This window comes from Streptomyces sp. 6N223 (genome assembly GCF_052246635.1).
Lineage (GTDB): Bacteria > Actinomycetota > Actinomycetes > Streptomycetales > Streptomycetaceae > Streptomyces.
On record NZ_JBQQCA010000038.1, the window covers coordinates 49,838 to 68,644 of the forward strand.

The window sequence follows — 18,807 nt, forward strand, 5'->3', positions numbered from 1 at the left end:
GGTGGCGGTGCTCGCGGTGCTCGCGTTGCTCGCGGTGTTCGTCATGCGTCCCAGCGTCGCGCGCACCCGCGTTCCGTACCATGGCATGATTGCCAACTTTCGACGGGATCCTGCCATGCGAGAAGGCCGAAAAGCCCCGGGCGCCCACCGCGTCGTCGTCCTGGCCCTGGACGGGGTCTACCCCTTCGAGCTGGGCATTCCCAGCCGGGTCCTCGGGGCGGCGGACGGCCGCTACGAGATCCTGACCTGCACCGTCGACGCCCGCCCGGTGCGCACCAACGCCGACTTCTCGGTCACCGTCCAGCACGGCCCGCAGGCGCTGGGCACGGCCGACACCGTCGTCATCCCGCCGTTCGACACCGCCCGCGTCACCCGGGAGCTGCCCGCCGGCGTGGCGGCGGCGCTCGCCGCCGTGGCCCCGGGCGCGCGCATCGTCTCCATCTGCACCGGCGCGTTCGTCCTCGCGGCGGCGGGCCTCCTCGACGGACGCCCGGCCACCACGCACTGGAGGCTCGCGGACGTCTTCCGCGCGTGGTTCCCCCGCGTGGCGCTGGACCCGGACGTCCTGTTCGTCGACGACGGGGACGTGCTGACCTCGGCCGGCGCCGCCTCCGGGCTCGACGTGTGCCTGCACCTCGTGCGCGAGGACCACGGCAGCGAGGTCGCCAACCGGGTGGCGCGCGTCTGCGTCGTGCCGCCGTGGCGGGACGGCGGGCAGGCGCAGTACATCGAGCAGCCGGTGCCCCAGGACCCGGCGAACGGCACGGCCGCCGCCCGCCAGTGGGCGCTGGAGCGCCTCCACGAGCCGCTGACCCTGGCGGACCTCGCCCGGCAGGCCCGCATGAGCCTGCGCACCTTCGCGCGCCGCTTCAACGAGGAGGTGGGCATGAGCCCGGGGCGCTGGCTGATCCAGCAGCGCGTCGCCCGGGCGCGGCACCTCCTGGAGTCCACCGACCTGGCGGTGGACGAGATCGCCGGGCAGGTCGGCTTCGCCAGCGGCACCTCGCTGCGGCAGCACCTGCACGCGGCCATCGGCGTCTCGCCGCTCGCCTACCGGCGCACCTTCCGCGGCGCCCCGGCGCCGGGCCGCTGACCCTCCGGGCCGTTCAGGCCGTTCAGGCCGTTCAGGCTATTCGGGCCATCTGGACCGTCATGACCATCCGGCCCGGTGTCCCGGCGTCACCACTGTCAACAGTATTGAACAGAACCCGTCAGTTACCTAGCCTGTCGGGCATGCCGCCTTCCCCCCTGCCCGTCAGCCGCCGCCGCTTTCTCGAGACGGGAGCCGCCGGGTTCGGTGTGCTCGCCCTCGGGTCCGTGCCGGGCGCCCACGCGGCCGGCCGTGAGGGCGCCGCGTGGGAGCCGCCCGCCAACGGCTACCCGGAGACCGGGCCCGGCGCGCTGAGCGGCGAGATCCTCGCCCCCTCCGGCACCTTCGACCGCGACGGCGGCGTCGACGGGGCCACCGTCTTCGACCGCGACCCCGCCCTCGACATCACCGGCTCGCTGACCCTGGAAGCCTGGATCACACAGGCGTTCACCGGCTTCGACCAGCCCATCCTCGCCAAGGGCGACACCCAGTACGCCCTGAAGCAGAGCGGCGACAGCCTGGAGTTCTTCATCCACGCCGGCGGCGAGTGGATCGCCGCGAGCTGGGCGCTGCCGGCCGAGGGCTGGACCGGCACCGAGCACCACGTCGCGGGCGTCTTCGACGCCGGCGCGGGCACGCTGACCCTCCACGTCGACGGCGAGGAGAAGGCCGCCAAGGCCACCACGCGGCGGCCCGGCGTCAACACCGCCCCGCTCGCGCTCGGCTACGACGTCGACAACGCCACCCGCTCCTTCAGCGGCACCATCCGGGCCGCGCGCGTCCACGCCCGCGCGCTGAGCGCGGCCGAGCTCGCCTCCACCACCGGCGGCCCCGGCGACGACGGCGTCCGCTTCTGGTTCGACGCGGCCACCGCCGAGGTCACCGAGACGCGGCCGGACCAGCCGACGTACCTCACCTACGGCGGCGACCTGGGCGACAACCCCAATGACGGCAACATCGCCGACGGCATCGTCTTCGCCGACCGCGGCCACACGGGCAAGGCCGCCGAGGTCAAGCACGTCTACCAGGCCGTCAACGCCGCACCCGCCACGGACGGCCTCACCGACGGCCGCGTCACCGTCACCAACGAGTACCTCTTCACCAACCTCCGCGCCTTCGACGGAAGCTGGGCCCTCATCGCCGACGGCGAGGTGGTGCAGCGCGGCCGCCTCACCCGCGCCCAGCTCGACATCCCGCCCCTGACCGGCAAGGACATCACCGTGCCGTTCCGGCTGCCCGACGACCCCGCGCCCGGCGCCGAGCACTTCCTCCGCCTCTCCTTCACCACCAAGGAGCCCACGCCCTGGGCCGAGGCCGGCTTCGAAGTGGCCCGGCAGCAGCTCCCCGTGGACGCCGGCAGCCCGCCCGTGACGCCGCTGCCGCTGGACGCCGTCCCCGCGCTGAGCCACGAGGACGGCGACGCGGCGGTCACGGTCACCGGCGACGGCTTCTCCGTCACGATCGACAAGGCCACCGGCGTCATCACCTCCTACGAGGCCGCCGGCGCCCAGCTCATCGCCTCCGGCCCCGAGCCGAACTTCTGGCGCGCCCCCACCGACAACGACAAGGGCAACGGGCAGCACACCCGCAACCAGACCTGGCGCGACGCCGGCGCCCGCCGGACCGTGACGGACGTGCGCGTGCGCGCGCTGCGCGACCGAGCCGTGGAGATCACCGTCAGCGGGACCCTCCCCACCAGCGTGGAGTCCGCCTACACCACCACGTACACCGTCTTCGGCAACGCCGAGATCAAGGTCGACAACACCCTGCACCCCGGCGCGTCCTCGCTGCCGTACATCCCGGAGGTCGGCACCATCCTCTTCCTCCACACGCCCGAGGACCTGTCCGTCGGCCGCCGCCACGACTACCAGCTCGACCCCCGCGAGGAGGTCGTGCTGCGGCTCGCACACCATCAGATGGGCGTGGGCGGCGACGACAGCTGGGGCGCGCACACCCACGACCAGTACAAGCTGTTCGCCGACCAGGACTACGCCTACACCTACCGGCTGCGCCCCCTCGCCTCCGTCGCCGACGCGATGGCGGCCTCGCGCCGCCCGACGGCGACGGACTGACGGACTGACGGACTGACAGGGCAGGAGTCACGATGGGGCTGGAGGTCGAGAGCCGGCCGTCCGACTCGCTCTACATCGAGCGGGTCTGGCGCAGCCACAGCTCCGAGGTCGACCGGATGACGTCGGTCGCCACCGCGCACGGCGAGCTGGTCGCCTGGGAGGAGCGCGGCCGCGTCGGCGTGGCCGTGCGCGGGCCGGAGACGCGGGCGACCCTGGCCCCGGTGCCCGAGGACGCCACCTTCTTCGGGATCACCTTCTCGCTCGGCACGTCCATGCCGCACCTCCCGGTCGGCGGGCTCGTCGACGGGGCCGTGGAGATCCCCGACGTGACGGGCAGGTCGTTCCGGCTGAAGGGCTCCGCCTGGCACCTTCCCGACTACGACAACGCCGAGGCGTTCGTGCGGCGCCTGGTGCGCGAGGAGATCCTGGCCCGCGACCCGATCGTCGCCGACGTGCTGCGCGGCGCGCCGCCGGAGGTGTCGGAACGCACCCTCCAGCGGCGTTTCGTCGCGGCGACCGGCCTCACGCGCGGCGCCATCCGGCAGATCGAACGCGCGCGGCAGGCCGCGGTCCTGCTCCAGGAGGGCGGCGTCCCGGCCCACGAGGTGGTCCACCGGCTCGGGTACTTCGACCAGCCGCACCTGGCGCGTTCCCTGGCCCGCTTCGTCGGGCGGACCGCCACACGCCTGTCCGGCGAGCCGGAGACGTCCGAGCCGCTGTCGCTTCTGTACAAGACATGAGACCCGCCGACCCCGTAGCCTCCGGCACAGCACACGCGAACGATGGGGAGGAAGCCATGCGGAAGGTCATCTCGGGTCTGTTCATTTCGCTCGACGGCGTCGTCGAGTCACCGGACCAGTGGCAGCACGCCTTCGACGAGGAGATGGGCGCGTCCCTGGCCGGCACGATGGAGACCTGCGACGCGGTGCTCCTCGGCCGGGTGACCTACAGCGAGTGGGCCGGGTACTGGCCGACGGTGACCAGCGGCGAGGACGCGGGATTCGCGAACTGGATCAACAACGCGCCCAAGTACGTCGCCTCGACCACCCTGGACAGCGTCGACGCCTGGGCCAACAGCACGCTGCTCAAGGGCGACCTGGCCGCCGCGATCGGGGAGATCAAGGCCGGCGAGGGCGGGAACATCTCGGTGGCGGGCAGCCCCACCCTGGTCCGCTCCCTGCTGGAGCGGGACCTGCTCGACCAGCTGGACCTGTTCATCCATCCGGTGGTCGCCGGCGGGGGCCGCAGGAAGCTGTTCGCCGACGACGCCGCGCTGAAGAACCTCGACCTGATCAGCGCCCAGCCCACCAGCAGCGGCACGGTCATCGCGAGCTACCGGCCCGCGCGCTGAGCGGCTTCCGCGGCCGCCAGGGCCTTCCGCGTCTGCGCCGTCTGGTCGTGGCCGGGCCCCAGCACGCGCTCCTGGCGTTCCACCACGTCGGCCAGCTCGGCGGCGGCCCGCGCCGCCTCCCCGGCGGAGAGCAGCCAGTAGCCGTGGAAGAAGCGGGTGCGCAGCGTCGTCGGGTGGTCGGGGCCGAGCAGATCGCGGCGTAGGGGGACCAGCTCCGCGAAGGCGTCGGCCGCCCCCCGGGCGTCGCCGGCGTAGCCGCGCCACAGCGCCAGGTTGCTGCGCGTGCTGAGGGTGTCGGCGTGGTGCGGGCCGAGGACGCGCGCCTGGTCGCGGACGAGGTCGGCCAGCCGGGCGGCCGCGCCCGCGGGGTCTCCGTCCCTGCCGTGCCAGAGGGCCAGCCGGTGGCGGGTGCTGAGCGTGTCGGGGTGGTCGGGGCCCATCACCCGCCGCTGCCGGACCAGGACGTCGGCCAGCTCGGCGGCGGCCTCGGTGGCGTCGGCGGTCTCGCCCGTCGCCCGCCGCCAGTGGGCGAGGTTGGTGCGGACCCTCAGGAGGTCGGCGGAGTCCGGGCCGAGGGCCGACTCCACGTCCGGCACCAGCGCCGCGAGACCGGCGACGGCCGCGGCCGGGTCCCCGGCGTTCCCCCGCCAGTGGGCCACGAGGCGCCGCGTTTCGAGGGTTTCGGGGTGGCGGGGGCCCAGCAGGCGCAGCTGGTCGGTGAGGAGCTCGGCGAACGCCTCGGCCGCCCCGGCCGGGTCGTCGGTCCTGGCCCGCCAGTACGCCAGGTCCGCGAGGGCGGCCAGTGTCTGCGGGTGGTCGGGCCCCAGCAGGCGGCGGGTCTGTTCGAGGGCCTCGGCCAGCTCGGCGGCGGCGACGCTCCACTCCCCGGCCTCTCCCCGCCAGTGGGCGAGCTCCTGACGCACCGACAGCGTCATGGAGTGATGGGGGCCGTGGAGGCGTTCGGCGTCGGCGAGGAGCGCGGCGAACGCGGCGGCGGCCCCGGCCGGGTGCCCCGCCTCCCCGAGCCAGCCGGCGAGGTCGGCCCGCAGGGCGTGGGCGTAGAAGTGGTCCGGGCCCAGGACACGCCGCGCGTGAGCGAGGAGGCCGGACAGCTCGCGGACGGCCGCCTCGGGCTCGCCGTCCCGCCCGCGCCAGTCGGCCAGCTCCCGCCAGGTCCGCAGGGTCTCGAAGTGGCCAGGACCCAGCAGCCGCCGGGACCGCTCCAGGACGTCGGCCAGCTCGGCGACGACGGCCTGGGCGGCGGCCTCTCCGGCCACCCCGCGCCACAGGGCCACGTTGCGGCGGGCGATCACCGTGCGGGCGTGGCCGGGCCCGAGCACCCGCTCGCGGTCGGCGAGGAGTCCGGCGAACGCCGCCGCCGCTCCCGCCGGGTCCCCGGCCTCGCCGCGCCAGCCCGCGAGGTGCCCCCGCGCGTCCAGCGTGAGGCGGTGGTCGGGCCCGAGCAGGGCCCGGGCGGTGTCGACCACGTGCTGGAAGTGGCGTACGGCGGCGGCGCCCCGGCCGCTGAGGCCCAGGCTGTCGCCGCTCAGGATGAGCAGGTGGTGGCCGTCGGGCCGGTAGAGCGCCTCGGGCGCGTGCTCCCTCAGCGCCTCGGCGTTGGCGCGCAGGATCTCGCTCTGGGCGGCGTCCCGCTCCCACGTGGGCCAGGCCGCCGCCAGCGCGTCGGCGGCGACGCGGGCGACGCGGTCCCGCTCGGCGGCGCCGAGGTCGTCGCGGACGGCGCGCTGGACCAGCTGGTGGACGCGGACCGTCCTGTCGGGGTCGCCGGGGGAGTGGTCGACGAGGCTGAGGCGGTGCAGGGCGCGCAGCGCGCGGGTGGCGCGCTCGGCGGCGACAGCGTGGCCGAAGGGGAGGGGGTGGGGACCGGCCTGCCCGTCCTGCGGGCCCGCGAGGTACGCCAGCGCCGGGAGGGCGGTGAGGACGGTCGCCGGGATGCCGTTGGGGCTGAGGACGGCCGCCAGCCGCAGCATGGGGCGCGCCCAGCCGGCCGGCGGAAGCTGGTCGGCCCGGTCGAGGGAGAGCGACCAGGCCGCGGCGGCGCTGGTCGTCTGGTCGTCGGGGAGCCCGGAAGGGTCCGGCAGCATGTCGGCGAAAGCGCGGGCGCGGTCGGCGAGCAGGCGGCGGTAGGCGGCGCTGTCCAGGCCGGTGTCGACGAGGTACGCGGCGGCCTGCGCGAGGGCCAGCGGCAGGCATCCCAGGTCGCGCGCGAGGGCGTCGAGCTGCTCGCGCGGCTCGTGGCGGCGGCGGGCGGCGAGGGCCGTCGTGAGGTAGCCGACGGCTTCGGCGGGGCTGAACAGGCCGACGGCGACGCGCCGTTGGCCGCGCCCGGCGAGGCTCGCCTCGCGGCGGCGGGTCGTGACCAGGGTCCGGCCGTGCGGGCCGGCGGGGGGCCAGAGCCCGTGGAGGTCGGCCGGGTCGCCGAGGTCGTCGAGCACGATCAGCCACCGGACGGGGCCCGGGGACGCCGGCCCCGGCTCGAGCCAGGCGAGGAACGCGCGCGCCGCGGCCTCCGGGTCGGCGCGGTCCGCGCGGTCGGCGTACAGGATGCGGGCGGCGGCGTCGGCGTAGGCGTTGACGATCTCCTGGCGGGAGGTGGCGGTGATCCAGAGCAGGAGGTCGGCCTCGCCCGCCTGCCAGGCGCGCCGGGCGTGGTGGGCGGCGAGCTGGGTCTTGCCGACGCCGCCCATGCCGGTCAGGACCTGGCAGCCGGCCGCCTCCAGCTCGTCGGCCTCCGCGCGGCGCTGGAAGCTGTCGGCCTCGCGGGGGATGACCCCGATCAGGTGCGGCCAGGACACCGGCGGCGGGTGGTGGAGATGCTGGTGATGGTGCTGGTGCACGCCGCCGAGCACCAGGCCGAACGCCACGCCGCCGTCGTGGGCGGAGGCGGCCGTCCGGTGGTGCGCCGGGCCCGCGCCGCCGGCCGCGGCCCACGCCGCGGCAGCGGCATGGTGGCTGGGGTGCTGCGTTGCCGGGCTCGCCCACGTACGCCCATGCACCGCGTCCGACGACGCGGGCTGATCCGGTGGTGCGCCGGGTGCGCTGCCGCCGCGTGGCGCGCGGACAGGGCCTGGGGGTGGGGGCGCCGGGTCTCCGCTCAGCCCTGGGGCGGAGCCGGCATCCGAGGGTGGCCGAGGGTCACGTCCCCCTGGACGACGCCGGCGGCGACGCCGCCGCCTCTCGCGCTGACCCGCATGTCCCCGGCGGCGGCCACCGTGTGGCGGGGACCCGGGGCGGACTCGGCGGTCCCGGCGGCCAGCAGCGCGGCCAGCTCCGCGGCGGCGCGCTCGCGTTCGTCCTCCGCCAGCCCCTCAAGGGCCGCCGCGACGCGGGCCGTCCAGGCCTCCGCCCGCGTCGCCCCAGCGTCGGGCGGTGCGTCGCCGCCGGCCCAGCGTGCGAACCAGGCGGCGACGCGCCGCCCGAACGGCTCCCACCGCCCGGTGCCGGCGGCGTCGGCCATGGCCGTGCCGGCGTCCGCCGCGAGTTGCGCCAGTGCCCTGGGAAGCATCCTCACCCCTCCCTCTGCCCGGTCACTCTCACGGTAGCGTCCGCCGGGACACGCGCCCGGCGCCGGTCAGGGAGCGAGGTGGGCCCTGGCCCAGTCGAGCATGATCTCGTTGGTGACCGGCGCCGTGGTGGACAGGGCGAGCACATGGCCGGTGCCGGGCACCGTCTCGACCGTGAGGGGCGTCTCCGGCGTGTAGTACAGCGACTCGAAGGCGTGCACGGTCCCGGGGTCGTCGCAGTCGAACTCCGTGGCCCCCTGGCAGTAGGCGGCGTCCTCGGCGCCGACGACCAGGAGCGTCGGCACCCCGATGTCGTGCGGGTACGCCGGCGGCGGGCTCAGCGGCACCGGCGCGGTGTCCTTCGCCTCCTCGTCCGCCGCGACCACGGCCGGATCCGCGGTGGCCGGGGCGTAGTACGCGCTGCCCCGGGTGCCGGGCCGGGTGGTGACGTAGCCCGGGTCGAGCCCGGAGCCCGCGAACTTCGGGTCCTCGACCGCCGGGTAGGTGGGGTCGGTGAAGCCGGGGTTGAGGTAGTCCAGCACGCCGGTCAGGATCGCCGCGTCCACGTCCCGGTAGCGGGGGATCTCGTACCAGGCGTGGATCGACCCGTAGGAGTGCCCGACCCACATCACGCGGTCGAACGCCTGCCCTCCCACCTCGCCGGAGCGCAGGGCGGTGATGGCGTCGTGCAGCGCGACGGAGGTCGCGGGCAGCGTGGCGGCCGCGCTGGGCGGGTGGGAGCTGTCGCCGGCGCCGATCTGGTCGACGCTGAAGGTGGCGTATCCGGCGGCGACCGCGGCCCTGACGTAGGAGTGGGAGGCGTCTATGGCCGGGAAGTCCCAGTACGAGTGGTTGTAGGTGAGGCCGTGCACCAGCAGTTGCACGGTGCTCGGCCGCTGCCCGCTGGGCTGGCACAGCCGGCCGCGCAGCGTCTGGTCCGCCGGGCCGGGGTCGCTGAGGCGCACGGCGAGGTCGTGCGTCGTGCAGACGGGGCTCGCCGCCCCGGGCGCGGAGGCGTCGGCGCGGGGCGCGGCCAGCAGCGCCGCGCAGACGAGCGCGAACGCCAGCGCGAGCGGGGCGATGCGGCGTAACGCCGTTCGCGGCGGGGTGATCGGGGCGATCGGGGTCATCGGGTTCCTCGGGTTCATGGACACTCCAGTGTGATCGGCCGTGCGGGATCCGGATACCCCACGGCACGCGCCCGGCGGGACGCCGGTCACAGGGGCAGCTCGGACGTCAGCTTGATCCGCTGCATCGGGATCTCCGTCTTGACGCTCCGCACCGCTTCGATGCGGGTCAGGTGGTCGACCTGGAACCGGCGGTAGGCGTCGAGATCGGCCGCCACGACGCGCAGCAGGAAGTCGCAGTCTCCCGCCATCAGATGGCACTCGACGATCTGCGGGAGGCGCTCGACCTCCTCCGTGAAGTGCTCCACGGTCTCGGCGCGCTGGTCCGTCAGCCACACGCGGGCGAAGACGGTCAGGCCCATGCCGATCTTCGAGGCGTCGAGGAGGGCGACGTAGCGCTCGATCACGCCGGACTCCTCCAGCATCCTGACGCGGCGCAGGCACGGCGAGGGCGACAGGCCGACCCGCTCGGCGAGCTCGTTGTTCTGGATGCGCCCCTGCTCCTGGAGCACGCGGAGGATGCGGCGGTCGATGTCGTCCAGTCGCCTCGTCGTTACCGCCATGGTTGGAATTTTATGCCAATGACCGCAGAGGTGGTAGCAGAGAACGCAATCCAATGCCACAGGCAGTGGGCTAGGCTGCCCATCGACGGCGGGTGGGGAGCGGCGGACGGGGAGCTGAGGACATGGCACGCGCTTCGACGGTCGGCTTCGTCGGGCTCGGCGTGATGGGCCAGCCCATGGCGCTGAACCTGGCCAGGGCCGGCACGCCGCTCCTCGTCTGGAACCGCTCGGCCGGGCGCGCCGAGCCGCTGCGGGCCGCCGGCGCGCGCGTCGCGTCCAGCGTCGCCGAGGTCTTCGCCCGCGCCCGCGTCGTGATCGTCATGCTGTTCGACGAGGCGGCGACGGACGCGGTGCTGGGCCGTGGCACGCCGGAGTTCGCGGCGCTGGTCTCCGGCCGCGTCCTGGTGTCGATGGGGTCGAACGCGCCCGGCTACTCGCGCGGGCTCGCGGCCGACGTCCACGCCGCGGGCGGGCGTTACGTCGAGGCCCCGGTGTCCGGGTCGCGGAAGCCCGCCGAGGCCGGGCAGCTGGTCGCGATGCTGGGCGGCGACCCGGAGACCGTCGCGGAGGTGCGCCCGCTGCTCGCCCCCATGTGCCGGGAGACGGTGGACTGCGGCCCCGTCGGCAACGCCCTCCTGATGAAGCTGGCCGTCAACCTCTACCTCGTCACCACGCTGGCCGGCCTGGCCGAGGCCGTGCACTTCGCCGACCGGCACGGGCTGGACCTCGGCACCTTCCAGGCCGCCATCGACTCCGGGCAGACGGCCAGCGGCATCACGCGCGTGAAGGTTCCCAAGCTCATGGCGCGGGACTTCTCGGTGCAGGCGGCGACGTCCGACGCCTTCAACAGCACCCGGCTCATCGCGGACGCGGCGCGTGCGGCGGGAATCGCCTCGCCGCTGCTGGACCTGAGCAGCGAGCTGTACGGGGAGAGCGTGGGACTCGGCAACGGGCGGCTCGACATGGTGTCGGTCGTCGAGGCCATCGAGGCGCGCACCGGGGCGATCGGCCGTTCGTGACGCTCCACGCGGGCACGCGGGTTACCGCTCCGCCTGCGGCAGGTGGGCCTTGGCGTCCTCGTAGCCGCCGCTGCCCGCCGCGTCGGCCGGGGCGTAGACGAGGTTCAGCACTCCGGTGGCGAAGGTCTCCGACGACAGCAGCTTCAGCGGGATCGAGGGCTCGCCCTCGTCGAACAGGCGCATGCCCTTGCGCACCGCGATCGGGTGCACCAGCAGGTGCAGCTCGTCCAGCAGCCCGGCGGCCAGCAACTGGCGGACGACGGAGACCGAGCCGCTCAGGCCGATCTGCCCGCCCGGCTCGGCCTTCAGGGCGGTGACGGCCGCCGCGAGGTCGCCCCGGAGCTGCTCGGAGTTGCGCCAGGTGAAGCTGAGCTCCGAGCGCGAGGCGACGATCTTGCGCATGTCGCCGAGCTTCTTCGCGAAGTGGGCGTCCTCGCCGCCCGCCGCCTCGCGCTCGGGCCACGCGCCGGCGAAGCTGTCGTAGGTCCGGCGGCCGAAGAGCAGGGTGTCGGCCTGGCCGAGGCCGGCGTCGACGGCAGCGCCCATCTCGTCGTTGAAGTACGGGAAGTGCCACTGGTCGGGGGCCTCCACGACGCCGTCGAGCGAGATGAACAGGCTGGCGGTGATCTTCCTCATGACGCTGCTCCCTAAGGTCTGAAGGTCTGCGGGACTCCGTGTCCTCGTATCCCGTCAGACCAGGGGAGCGCGCGGAACTCATCGGTGGGACTCACCGGTGGATCTCACCGGTGGATCTCGTCGGCGGAGCCCAGCACCCGGCCGTCCGCGTCCAGCGCGCTGACCCGGTACACCTCCGCCCCGTCGGGCGCGTCGACCTCCGCGCGGGTCTCGAACCCGGTCCTGTCGACCGTCTCCAGCACGTCGAGCTCGCCGGCCGAGGGCCCCGCCTCGATGCGCCAGCTCTCGACCTCCGTCGCCCCGTTCCAGCTCATCGCGACCTCCCGGCTGCCGTCGCCGCCGGCCGCCTCGCCGACGGCGACGTCGGGCGGCGCCGCCGGCGTGGCCGCCCAGTCGGTGGCGCGTTCGGCCCGGTAGGTGAAGGTCCCCTGCGGGAAGCTCGCCTCGAAGACCGGCTCGGTGCCGCTGAACTCCACCATCCGGCCGGTGTTGCCGTAGGAGACGAGCTGGTCGCCGTTGGCCAGCTCCCGGTTGGAGCCGAGGAAGCTGCCGAACACCTGCTCCCCGGGCTGGAGATCCTGGGTCAGCCGGGCGGTCATGGCCTGCTCGTCGATCTCGTACACCGCGCCTCGCGAGTGCGGCGGTTCGTGACGGTTCCCGTTGTCGAACACGGACAGCCGCCCGTCCGACAGCCGCCGCGCGTCGTGCTGGTAGCTCGGCCTGTCCGCGGCGCCGGGGAAGGTGAAGTCGCTGTTCTCCCCGCCGAAGCGCCACACGATCCCGCCCGTGTCGATGTCGACCTTGTAGACGGTGCTGGTGTGCCGGCCGCTCAGCAGCAGGTCGCCGTCCGCGTCGTAGTCCATCGAGTTGACGTGCACGTAGTCGACGGTTCCGGTCGTCAGCGGCTCGTGGGTCTCCTCCAGGGGGATGTGGTCCAGCGCGTGCCACTCGAAGGTGACCTCGCCGGTCGTGAGGTCCTGCTCCTGGATGACCGCGTCCACGACCTGGCCGTCCGCGGGACCGCCGTACTCGCTCAGGTCGTAGGGGACGGTGTCGTAGCCCATCAGCAGCGCCCGCGAGCCGTCCGGGCTGATCTGGAGGTCGTGCACGTCCGTGAGGTAGCCGCCCTGGAGGCTGAGCGAGGCGATCTCGCTGTAGGAGGAGTCCAGCAGCAGGAACTCGCCCCCGAGGTCGGTGTTCAGGAACACGCTCAGCGCGGGCTCCCCCTGGTAGGTGACCTGCGCCAGGTTGGTGTACCGCCCCTCGCGCCACCACACGAGGTCCCCGTTGTTGTCGTAGATGGCCGCCCCCGACCCGTCGGCGCCCGTCCCCGGCGTGGTCAGCAGCAGGCCGGGATCCTCCTGGCCGGTGGCGGTCGTGGTCAGGGCCGGCGCCTGGAGCGCGATGTCCGGGCGCGAGAGAACGCCGGTGTGCGGGCCGGTGGCGGACGCGGAGGCCGGGGCGGAGGCGGAGGCGGAGGCCACGGCGAGCGGCACGCCGAGCACGACGGCGCCGAGCACGGCGGCGCCGCGCCTGGCCATCCGGAGACGGGTGGTGGTCATGGGCGGCCTCCGTCCCTTCAGGGCTTGCGTGTCCATGACATTCTCAGGCGTCCCAGTCGCACCGGTAGGCCCAGATCCGGCCGTATCCGCCGAGCTGCCGAAGGGTCTCCGGCGGCACGCCCTGCGCGGTGAGTTTGTCGATGGCCGCCTCGCTGGTGAAGCCCTGCTGCGGGATGCCGTCGTAGGAGGTCGGCGGCGCACCCGTACGGCCCAGCCGGGGTCGCGCCGCGGCGTGGGCGGCCGGAGGCTGGGGGAGAAACCGCCGGCCGCCACCGAGAGAGCAGAGAGGTCCGATGTTCCGCTGCCGACGCCGCCGCCGCGCCCGGGGATCCGCCCGTCTCGACGCCGAGGTGCTGCTGCTGCGCCTCGGGCTCGGCGCGGTGTTCGCCGCCCACGGGGCGCAGCAGCTCTTCGGCTGGTTCGGCGGGGGCGGGCTTGAGGGCACGGCGAAGGGGATGGAGCGGATGGGGTTCCGGCCCGGGCGGCCGGCCGCGCTGATGTCCGGCCTCTCGCAGGCGGGCGGGGGCGCGCTGCTCGCGCTCGGCCTGGCGACGCCGCTGGGCGGGGCCGCGGCGGCCGGGAGCATGACCGCGGCCGGGGCCACCCATGCCAGCAACGGGTTCTTCAACGTCAACGGCGGCTGGGAGCTGTCGGGCGTGCTGGGCGGCGCCGCCGCCGCGATCGGCGTGCTCGGGCCCGGCCGGTACGCCGTGGACCGCGCGCTGGGCGACCGGCTGAACCGGCCGCTCGTCAGGGTCGTCTGCTTCGGCGGGACCGCCGCCGTCACCGCCGCGGTGCTGCGCCGCCGCGACCGGGCTCTCGCCGCCGACGTCCCCGGCACCACCGACTTCGCCGACGAGGCCGAGCCCCTTACCGCACCGCCCCGCTGAGGAGCCCGCCGACGTAGTACTTCTCCAGCAGCAGGTAGATCAGGACGCAGGGCACGATCGTCACCGCCACCCCGGCCTGGAGGATGCCCCAGTCGACGCTGCCCAGCGCCCCGCTTCTGGTGATGATGCTGAGGCTGACGGGAAGGGTGAACCTCTCCTGGTCGGAGATGAGGATCAGCGCCGCGAAGAAGTCGTTCCAGGTGGTGAAGAAGGTCAGCAGCGCCGTGGTGATGACGCCCGGCACGGCGACGGGCAGGGAAACCCGGGCCATCGCCCGCACGGTCCCGCAGCCGTCGATCAACGCCGCCTCCTCCAGGCTGCGCGGCACCGCGGCGAAGGAGTTACGCATCAGGAACAGGCCGAACGGGAGCTGGAGGGTGGTGTACACGGCGGTCAGCCCGAGGAGGGAGTTCAGCAGCCCGAGGTTGTTCAGGTGCAGGTAGAGCGGGGTGATGATCGCCTGGAAGGGGACCATGAAGGTGGCGAGGGCGGCGAAGAAGAGGAGGTTGCTGCCGGGGAAGCGCAGCCGGGCGAAGGCGTAGCCCGCGAAGATGCTCAGCACCACGACCGCCGCCGTGGTGCCCAGCGACACCATCACGCTGTTGCGGGCCGTGCCCAGCACGTCGACCCCGCCCTCGCCGCTCAGGTCCCGGAAGTTCTCCAGGGACAGCTCGTGCGGGTAGGCGGTGGGCGGCGCGGCGGCGGCCTCGGTGGGGGACTTCAGGCTCTGGGAGACCATCACGTACAGCGGGTAGAGGAAGAGGACGGCCAGGCAGCAGCAGACGGTCCACCAGGCGGCCCTCGGCAGCGCGTTCACTCCTCACCCCACTGGTCGGAGGAGCGCAGCAGCAGCATCTGCACCGCGGTGACCGCGACGAGCGCGACCATCAGCAGGGCCGAGAGCGCGGCGCCGTAGCCCAGGTCGAAGGCGATGAACGACGTGCGGTAGATCTGGAAGACGGCGGTGATGGTGGAGTTGGAGGGCCCGCCGCCGGTCATGATGAAGAACTGGTCGAAGGCGAGCAGCGACCCGGCGACGGAGAACACCAGGACAAGCGCGAGCGTGGGGCGCAGCAGCGGCAGGGTGACGTACCGCAGGCGCTGCCACCGGCCGGCGCCGTCGACGATGGCGGCCTCCTCGATGTCGGCCGGGATCGACTGGAGCCCGGACAGCAGCAGGAGCATCTGGAGGCCGACGACCTTCCAGGTGACCATCGCGACCACCACGAGCAGCGCCGAGGTCGTGTCGCCGAACCAGTTGGTGGTGCGGTCGGCCAGGCCGAGCCGGTCGGCGAGGTCGCCGGCGGGGCCGAGATCGGACTGGAACATGAACAGCCACAGGTACCCCCCCGAGGCGAGGCCGATCACGACCGGCGCGAAGTAGACGGCCTGGAAGAAGCGGGCGCCGCGGCGGGGGCGCCGGACCAGCAGCGCCAGCGCGAGCCCGAGGACGAACAGCACCACGGTCGTCAGGAGGGTGTAGCGGATGGTGAAGCCCACGGCCTCGCGGAACTCGGTGTCGTCCAGGGCGTCGCGGTAGTTCTCCAGGCCCGTGAAGCTGCGCTCGCCCAGCAGGGGCCAGTCGTGGAGCGACATCCACAGCATCATGGCGAGCGGGATGGCGAAGAAGACCGCGATCATCGCCAGGGCCGGGGCCGTCATGGCGGCCCCGGCCACCCAGCGCCGGACGCGCAGCCCGGTCACTCGGGTCGCTCCGGTCGCTCCGGTCATTGCGGTGCGTCGTCGATGATGGCCTGGGCCTCCTCCTGGCCCGTCTCCTGCGCCGCCGCGACGTCGCCGCCGAAGGTGGCCTCGTTGATCATGTTGACCCAGGGGCCGTTGTCGTCGTTGAAGAGGTCGTTGAAGACCGTGCTGTAGGGCGTGCGGCCGCGCTCCATGGCGTCGGCCAGCACCTGGTTGCGGGGATCGAGCGGCGTGTAGATCTCGTCGATCAGGTCGGTGCGCACCGGGATGACGCCCTTCTCGGCCATGATCGTCTGCGCCTCCCGGCCGGTGGCCCAGCGCAGGAACTCCCACGCCTCCTCCGGGTTCTCCGCGTCCTCGGTGATGGCGAGCTCGTCGCCGCCCGCGAAGGAGGACGAGCCGCCGTCCTTGCCGGGCAGCGGGGCGAGACCGAAGTCGATCCCGGAGTCGACGACGGGCTGTACGAAGTACGCCCCGAGGGGGATCATGCCGACCTTGCCGCTGAGGAAGGCGCTGGGCTGGAAGGTGCCGTTGTCGGTCCTGGACTGCTGCGGCATGGAGCCGTCGGTCCACATCTGCCGGTAGAAGTCGAGGGCTTCGGTGACCTCGGGCGAGTCGAAGCGGGCCTTGGAGCCGTCCTCGGAGAGCATGTCGCCGCCGCTGGCCCACACGTGCGGGGTGAACTCGAACACGTTGCAGCCGCCGCACTGGCCGGCGACGACGTAGCCGTGCACGTCCTCGCCGAGTTCGCTGATCCGCCTGGCGGCCGTGACGATCTCGTCGTAGGTCGACGGCGGGTCGTCCGGGTCGAGGCCGGCCCGGCGGAAGAGGTCCTTGTTGTAGAAGAGGACGGACGCGTCGGCGTTGAACGGCAGGGCGTAGGTGCGGTCCTGGTAGGTGGCGAGCCTGCGGTGGGAGGGGCTCATGCTGTCGGCGTACGGCAGCCCGGCGGCCTGGTCGGTGATGTCCTTCAGAACGCCGGTGGAGGCGAAGTAGGGCAGGAAGACGAGATCGATGGAGGCGATGTCGGGCCCGGTGCCCGTCGCCTCCGCGGTGCCGAACTTCTGGACGAAGTCGCCGGTCGGGACGATGGCCACCTTCACCTGGGTGTCGTGGTCCTCGTTCCAGGCGTCCGCGACGGCGTTGATGAATCCCTTCTGCTGGTCGCGCGCCCACAGGGTGAGGGTCTCCGGCTCGGCCTCCGCCTCGGAGGCGTGGCCGCAGGCGGTGACGGCGAGGGCGACGGCGGTCAGCAGCGCGGCCAGGGCCCTGGACCCGGTCGCCGTGGTTGTCCATCTCATGTGATCTCCATCCGGGGTTGCGGGGGTGTCATCGGGTGGGGAGCCAGACGCGCATGCCGCCCTCCTCGCGGTTGCCCCAGGCGTAGTAGGGGACGGTGGTCAGCTCGAACGCCGAGAGCCGGTCGCGGCCGCCGCCGGGGTCGCCGCCGGCATCGCCGCCGCCGTCGTGACCGTTGACCGTGCGGTACGGCCACCAGCCGCGCCCGGCGGGGCGGGGCCGCAGCAGGCCGGAGGCGACCACGGTGGTGACGCCGCCGAGCAGGCCGGGGCGGTGACGGGCGGTCAGCCCGGCGGCGGGGTCGATGACGAGGTCGTCCAGGCCCAGGCCGGGGGCGCCGGGCTGGTCCGCCTGCTCCGCGCAGTGGACGAGCGGGCCGCGCTCGACGGCCACGCAGCCGCGGACGGCGTCGACGCGCGGGTCGGCCTCGGTGAGCCGCGGCTCCATCTCCAGGTCCAGGACGACGGTGTCGCCGGGCCGCCAGGCGCGGCGGATCCGCAGCCAGCCGTCCTCCGCCGGGCGCTCCCACGCCCCGGGCGTCACCGTGTGGCGACGGCACCACTGCGGCACGCGCAGCGACAGCGTCCACGCGCCCGGGCCCCGGCCCGGCTCCGCCGTCTCCTCGATGGTGACCGCGATCCGGCCCTGCCACGGGTAGTCGGTCTCCACCCGGACCGCGACCGGCGCGTCGCCGGCGAGGCCGCCGAAGGAGCCGGTGGCGTACTGGTGGAGCTGGAGGCCGTCCGCGTCGGTGCTGGCCAGGTAGTGGGGCAGGCTCGCCAGCAGCCGCATCACGTTGGACGGGCAGCAGGCGCAGGAGAACCACGGCGCGCGACGGGCCGACTGGTCCCCGCCGTGGTCCTCGTAGCCGTCGCGCACCTGGAGGGGGTTGACGTACAGCCAGCGGCGGCCGTCGAGCGAGACGCCGGCGAGGAGGGCGTTGTACAGCGTCCGCTCGATCAGGTCCGAGTAGCGGGCCCTGCCCGTCAGCAGGGCCAGCCGCCAGCTCCACTGGATCGAGGCGACGGCGGCGCAGGTCTCGCTGTACGCCCGCTCGGTGGGCAGCTCGTAGGGGTCGCCGAAGCCCTCCTCCCTGTGGTGGGCGCCCAGGCCGCCGGTGATGTGGGTCTTGGCGGCGGTCATGGCCTCCCACAGCCGCTCCGCCGCCGCGCCCAGCCGCTCCTCGCCGGTCTCGGCGGCCAGGTCGGTGGCGCCGGCCAGCAGGTAGAGCTGGCGCACGGCGTGCCCGGTGACCGTCCGCGCCTCGCGCACCGGGACCAGGTCCTGGCAGTACGCCCCGCCCAGCGGGCCCGGGCCCACCAGGCCGTGGCCGCGCCGGTCGAGGAAGTACGCCGCCAGCTCCAGGTAGCGGCGTTCCCCGGTCTCGCGGTAGAGCTCCACCAGCGCCGTCTCCACCCCGGGGTGCCCGCAGACGCCGTCGAGCGGCCCGTCCGGGCCGAACGCGGCGTCGATGTGGTCGGCGAGGCGGCGGGCGACGGCGAGCAGCTCGCCGCGCCCGGTGCTGCGGCGGTGCGCGACGGCGGCCTGGATGAGGTGGCCTGCGCAGAACAGCTCGTGGCTGCGGTCCAGCTCGGCGAAGCGCCCCTCGGGGGCGAGGACCTGGTACCAGCTGTGGAGGTAGCCGTCGTCCCGCTGCGCGCGGGCGAGCAGGCCGATCACCTCGTGCACGCCCAGGTCGGTGCCGGGGTCGGCGAGCTGCCAGGACGCGGCCTCCAGCCACTTGGTCACGTCGCTGTCGAGGAAGGTCAGGGTGCCCCGGTACGCGCCGGTCGCCGTCCCGGCGGCCAGCCGGAGGTTGTGCAGGTTCCCGTCGGCCTCCAGCCGGGCGCGGCCCAGGGGGAGGCTCGCCTCGGCGTTGACCCGCCGCCGCTCGTGCCAGAAGCCGCCGGTGACGCGGGCGGTCACCGGCGGGCGCAGCGCGACCCGCGCGCGGTCACCCGGCCGGACCG

15 protein-coding genes and 1 pseudogene are annotated in these 18,807 nt (G+C 74.2%); 6 read left to right on the plus strand and 10 right to left on the minus strand.

What is annotated here, in order from left to right; all coding sequences use genetic code 11:
* The first annotated feature begins 115 nt into the window (after positions 1 to 115).
* The 4 genes and pseudogenes from ACTWQH_RS22240 to ACTWQH_RS22255 all read left to right on the plus strand — a co-directional run bounded on the left by ACTWQH_RS22240 (position 116) and on the right by ACTWQH_RS22255 (position 4,513).
* Positions 116 to 1,093, plus strand: a complete 978-nt coding sequence (locus ACTWQH_RS22240; RefSeq protein ID WP_443288441.1) for a GlxA family transcriptional regulator — start codon at positions 116 to 118, stop codon at positions 1,091 to 1,093.
* Between the two features lie 269 nt (positions 1,094 to 1,362).
* Positions 1,363 to 3,162: pseudogene (locus ACTWQH_RS22245) on the plus strand (beta-galactosidase domain 4-containing protein); the annotation flags it as partial.
* 32 nt (positions 3,163 to 3,194) lie between these two features.
* On the plus strand, positions 3,195 to 3,902 hold the full coding sequence (locus ACTWQH_RS22250) for a helix-turn-helix domain-containing protein (RefSeq protein WP_443288442.1): 708 nt from the start codon (positions 3,195 to 3,197) through the stop codon (positions 3,900 to 3,902).
* A 56-nt stretch (positions 3,903 to 3,958) separates the two neighbouring features.
* Complete coding sequence (locus tag ACTWQH_RS22255; protein ID WP_443288443.1) at positions 3,959 to 4,513, plus strand: dihydrofolate reductase family protein; 555 nt, start codon at positions 3,959 to 3,961, stop codon at positions 4,511 to 4,513.
* Here the strand turns inward: ACTWQH_RS22255 and ACTWQH_RS22260 are convergent.
* The 4 genes from ACTWQH_RS22260 to ACTWQH_RS22275 form a co-directional block, all read right to left on the minus strand.
* Positions 4,495 to 7,530 (minus strand): tetratricopeptide repeat protein, encoded by a 3,036-nt coding sequence (locus tag ACTWQH_RS22260; RefSeq protein WP_443288444.1) that lies wholly within the window; start codon positions 7,528 to 7,530, stop codon positions 4,495 to 4,497. The two genes, ACTWQH_RS22255 and ACTWQH_RS22260, sit on opposite strands and share 19 nt — an antisense overlap.
* Before the next feature lie 98 nt (positions 7,531 to 7,628).
* Entirely contained in the window at positions 7,629 to 8,039 is a 411-nt protein-coding gene (locus tag ACTWQH_RS22265; RefSeq protein ID WP_443288445.1) for a hypothetical protein, read from the minus strand.
* Between the two features lie 66 nt (positions 8,040 to 8,105).
* Positions 8,106 to 9,167, minus strand: coding sequence for an alpha/beta hydrolase (locus ACTWQH_RS22270; RefSeq protein ID WP_443288446.1), 1,062 nt, complete (start codon positions 9,165 to 9,167; stop codon positions 8,106 to 8,108).
* Positions 9,168 to 9,253: 86 nt separating this feature from the next.
* Positions 9,254 to 9,727: an Lrp/AsnC family transcriptional regulator gene (locus tag ACTWQH_RS22275; protein WP_443288447.1), complete on the minus strand. Its 474-nt coding sequence runs from the start codon at positions 9,725 to 9,727 to the stop codon at positions 9,254 to 9,256.
* A gap of 122 nt (positions 9,728 to 9,849) precedes the next feature.
* On the opposite strand from ACTWQH_RS22275, the gene ACTWQH_RS22280 reads away from it, so the two are divergent.
* Positions 9,850 to 10,746 (plus strand): NAD(P)-dependent oxidoreductase, encoded by an 897-nt coding sequence (locus ACTWQH_RS22280; protein WP_443288448.1) that lies wholly within the window; start codon positions 9,850 to 9,852, stop codon positions 10,744 to 10,746.
* A 21-nt stretch (positions 10,747 to 10,767) separates the two neighbouring features.
* Here ACTWQH_RS22280 and ACTWQH_RS22285 read toward each other — a convergent pair whose 3' ends face one another.
* Both ACTWQH_RS22285 and ACTWQH_RS22290 read right to left on the minus strand, forming a co-directional pair.
* Positions 10,768 to 11,382, minus strand: a complete 615-nt coding sequence (locus ACTWQH_RS22285; RefSeq protein ID WP_443288449.1) for a dihydrofolate reductase family protein — start codon at positions 11,380 to 11,382, stop codon at positions 10,768 to 10,770.
* 104 nt (positions 11,383 to 11,486) lie between these two features.
* Positions 11,487 to 12,944: an arylsulfotransferase family protein gene (locus ACTWQH_RS22290; RefSeq protein WP_443288450.1), complete on the minus strand. Its 1,458-nt coding sequence runs from the start codon at positions 12,942 to 12,944 to the stop codon at positions 11,487 to 11,489.
* 293 nt (positions 12,945 to 13,237) lie between these two features.
* Here ACTWQH_RS22290 and ACTWQH_RS22295 point away from each other — a divergent pair, with 293 nt between their 5' ends.
* The gene (locus tag ACTWQH_RS22295; protein ID WP_443288451.1) at positions 13,238 to 13,834 is read left to right on the plus strand and encodes a DoxX family protein; all 597 of its coding nucleotides are present in this window, start codon (positions 13,238 to 13,240) and stop codon (positions 13,832 to 13,834) included.
* On the opposite strand, the gene ACTWQH_RS22300 is transcribed toward ACTWQH_RS22295, so the two are convergent.
* From ACTWQH_RS22300 to ACTWQH_RS22315, 4 genes are all read right to left on the minus strand, one after another.
* Positions 13,815 to 14,651: a carbohydrate ABC transporter permease gene (locus ACTWQH_RS22300; RefSeq protein ID WP_443288452.1), complete on the minus strand. Its 837-nt coding sequence runs from the start codon at positions 14,649 to 14,651 to the stop codon at positions 13,815 to 13,817. The genes ACTWQH_RS22295 and ACTWQH_RS22300 overlap by 20 nt on opposite strands.
* Positions 14,648 to 15,565 carry a carbohydrate ABC transporter permease gene (locus ACTWQH_RS22305; protein WP_443288453.1) on the minus strand — a complete coding sequence of 306 codons (918 nt, stop codon included), beginning with the start codon at positions 15,563 to 15,565 and terminating at the stop codon, positions 14,648 to 14,650. The genes ACTWQH_RS22300 and ACTWQH_RS22305 overlap by 4 nt, the downstream gene beginning before the upstream one ends.
* Entirely contained in the window at positions 15,562 to 16,839 is a 1,278-nt protein-coding gene (locus ACTWQH_RS22310) for an ABC transporter substrate-binding protein (RefSeq protein WP_443288454.1), read from the minus strand. Before ACTWQH_RS22310 ends, ACTWQH_RS22305 begins: the two co-directional genes overlap by 4 nt.
* Before the next feature lie 28 nt (positions 16,840 to 16,867).
* Positions 16,868 to 18,807, minus strand: a 1,940-nt coding sequence (locus tag ACTWQH_RS22315; protein ID WP_443288455.1) for a glycoside hydrolase family 127 protein, incomplete at its 5' end; no start/stop codon positions are given.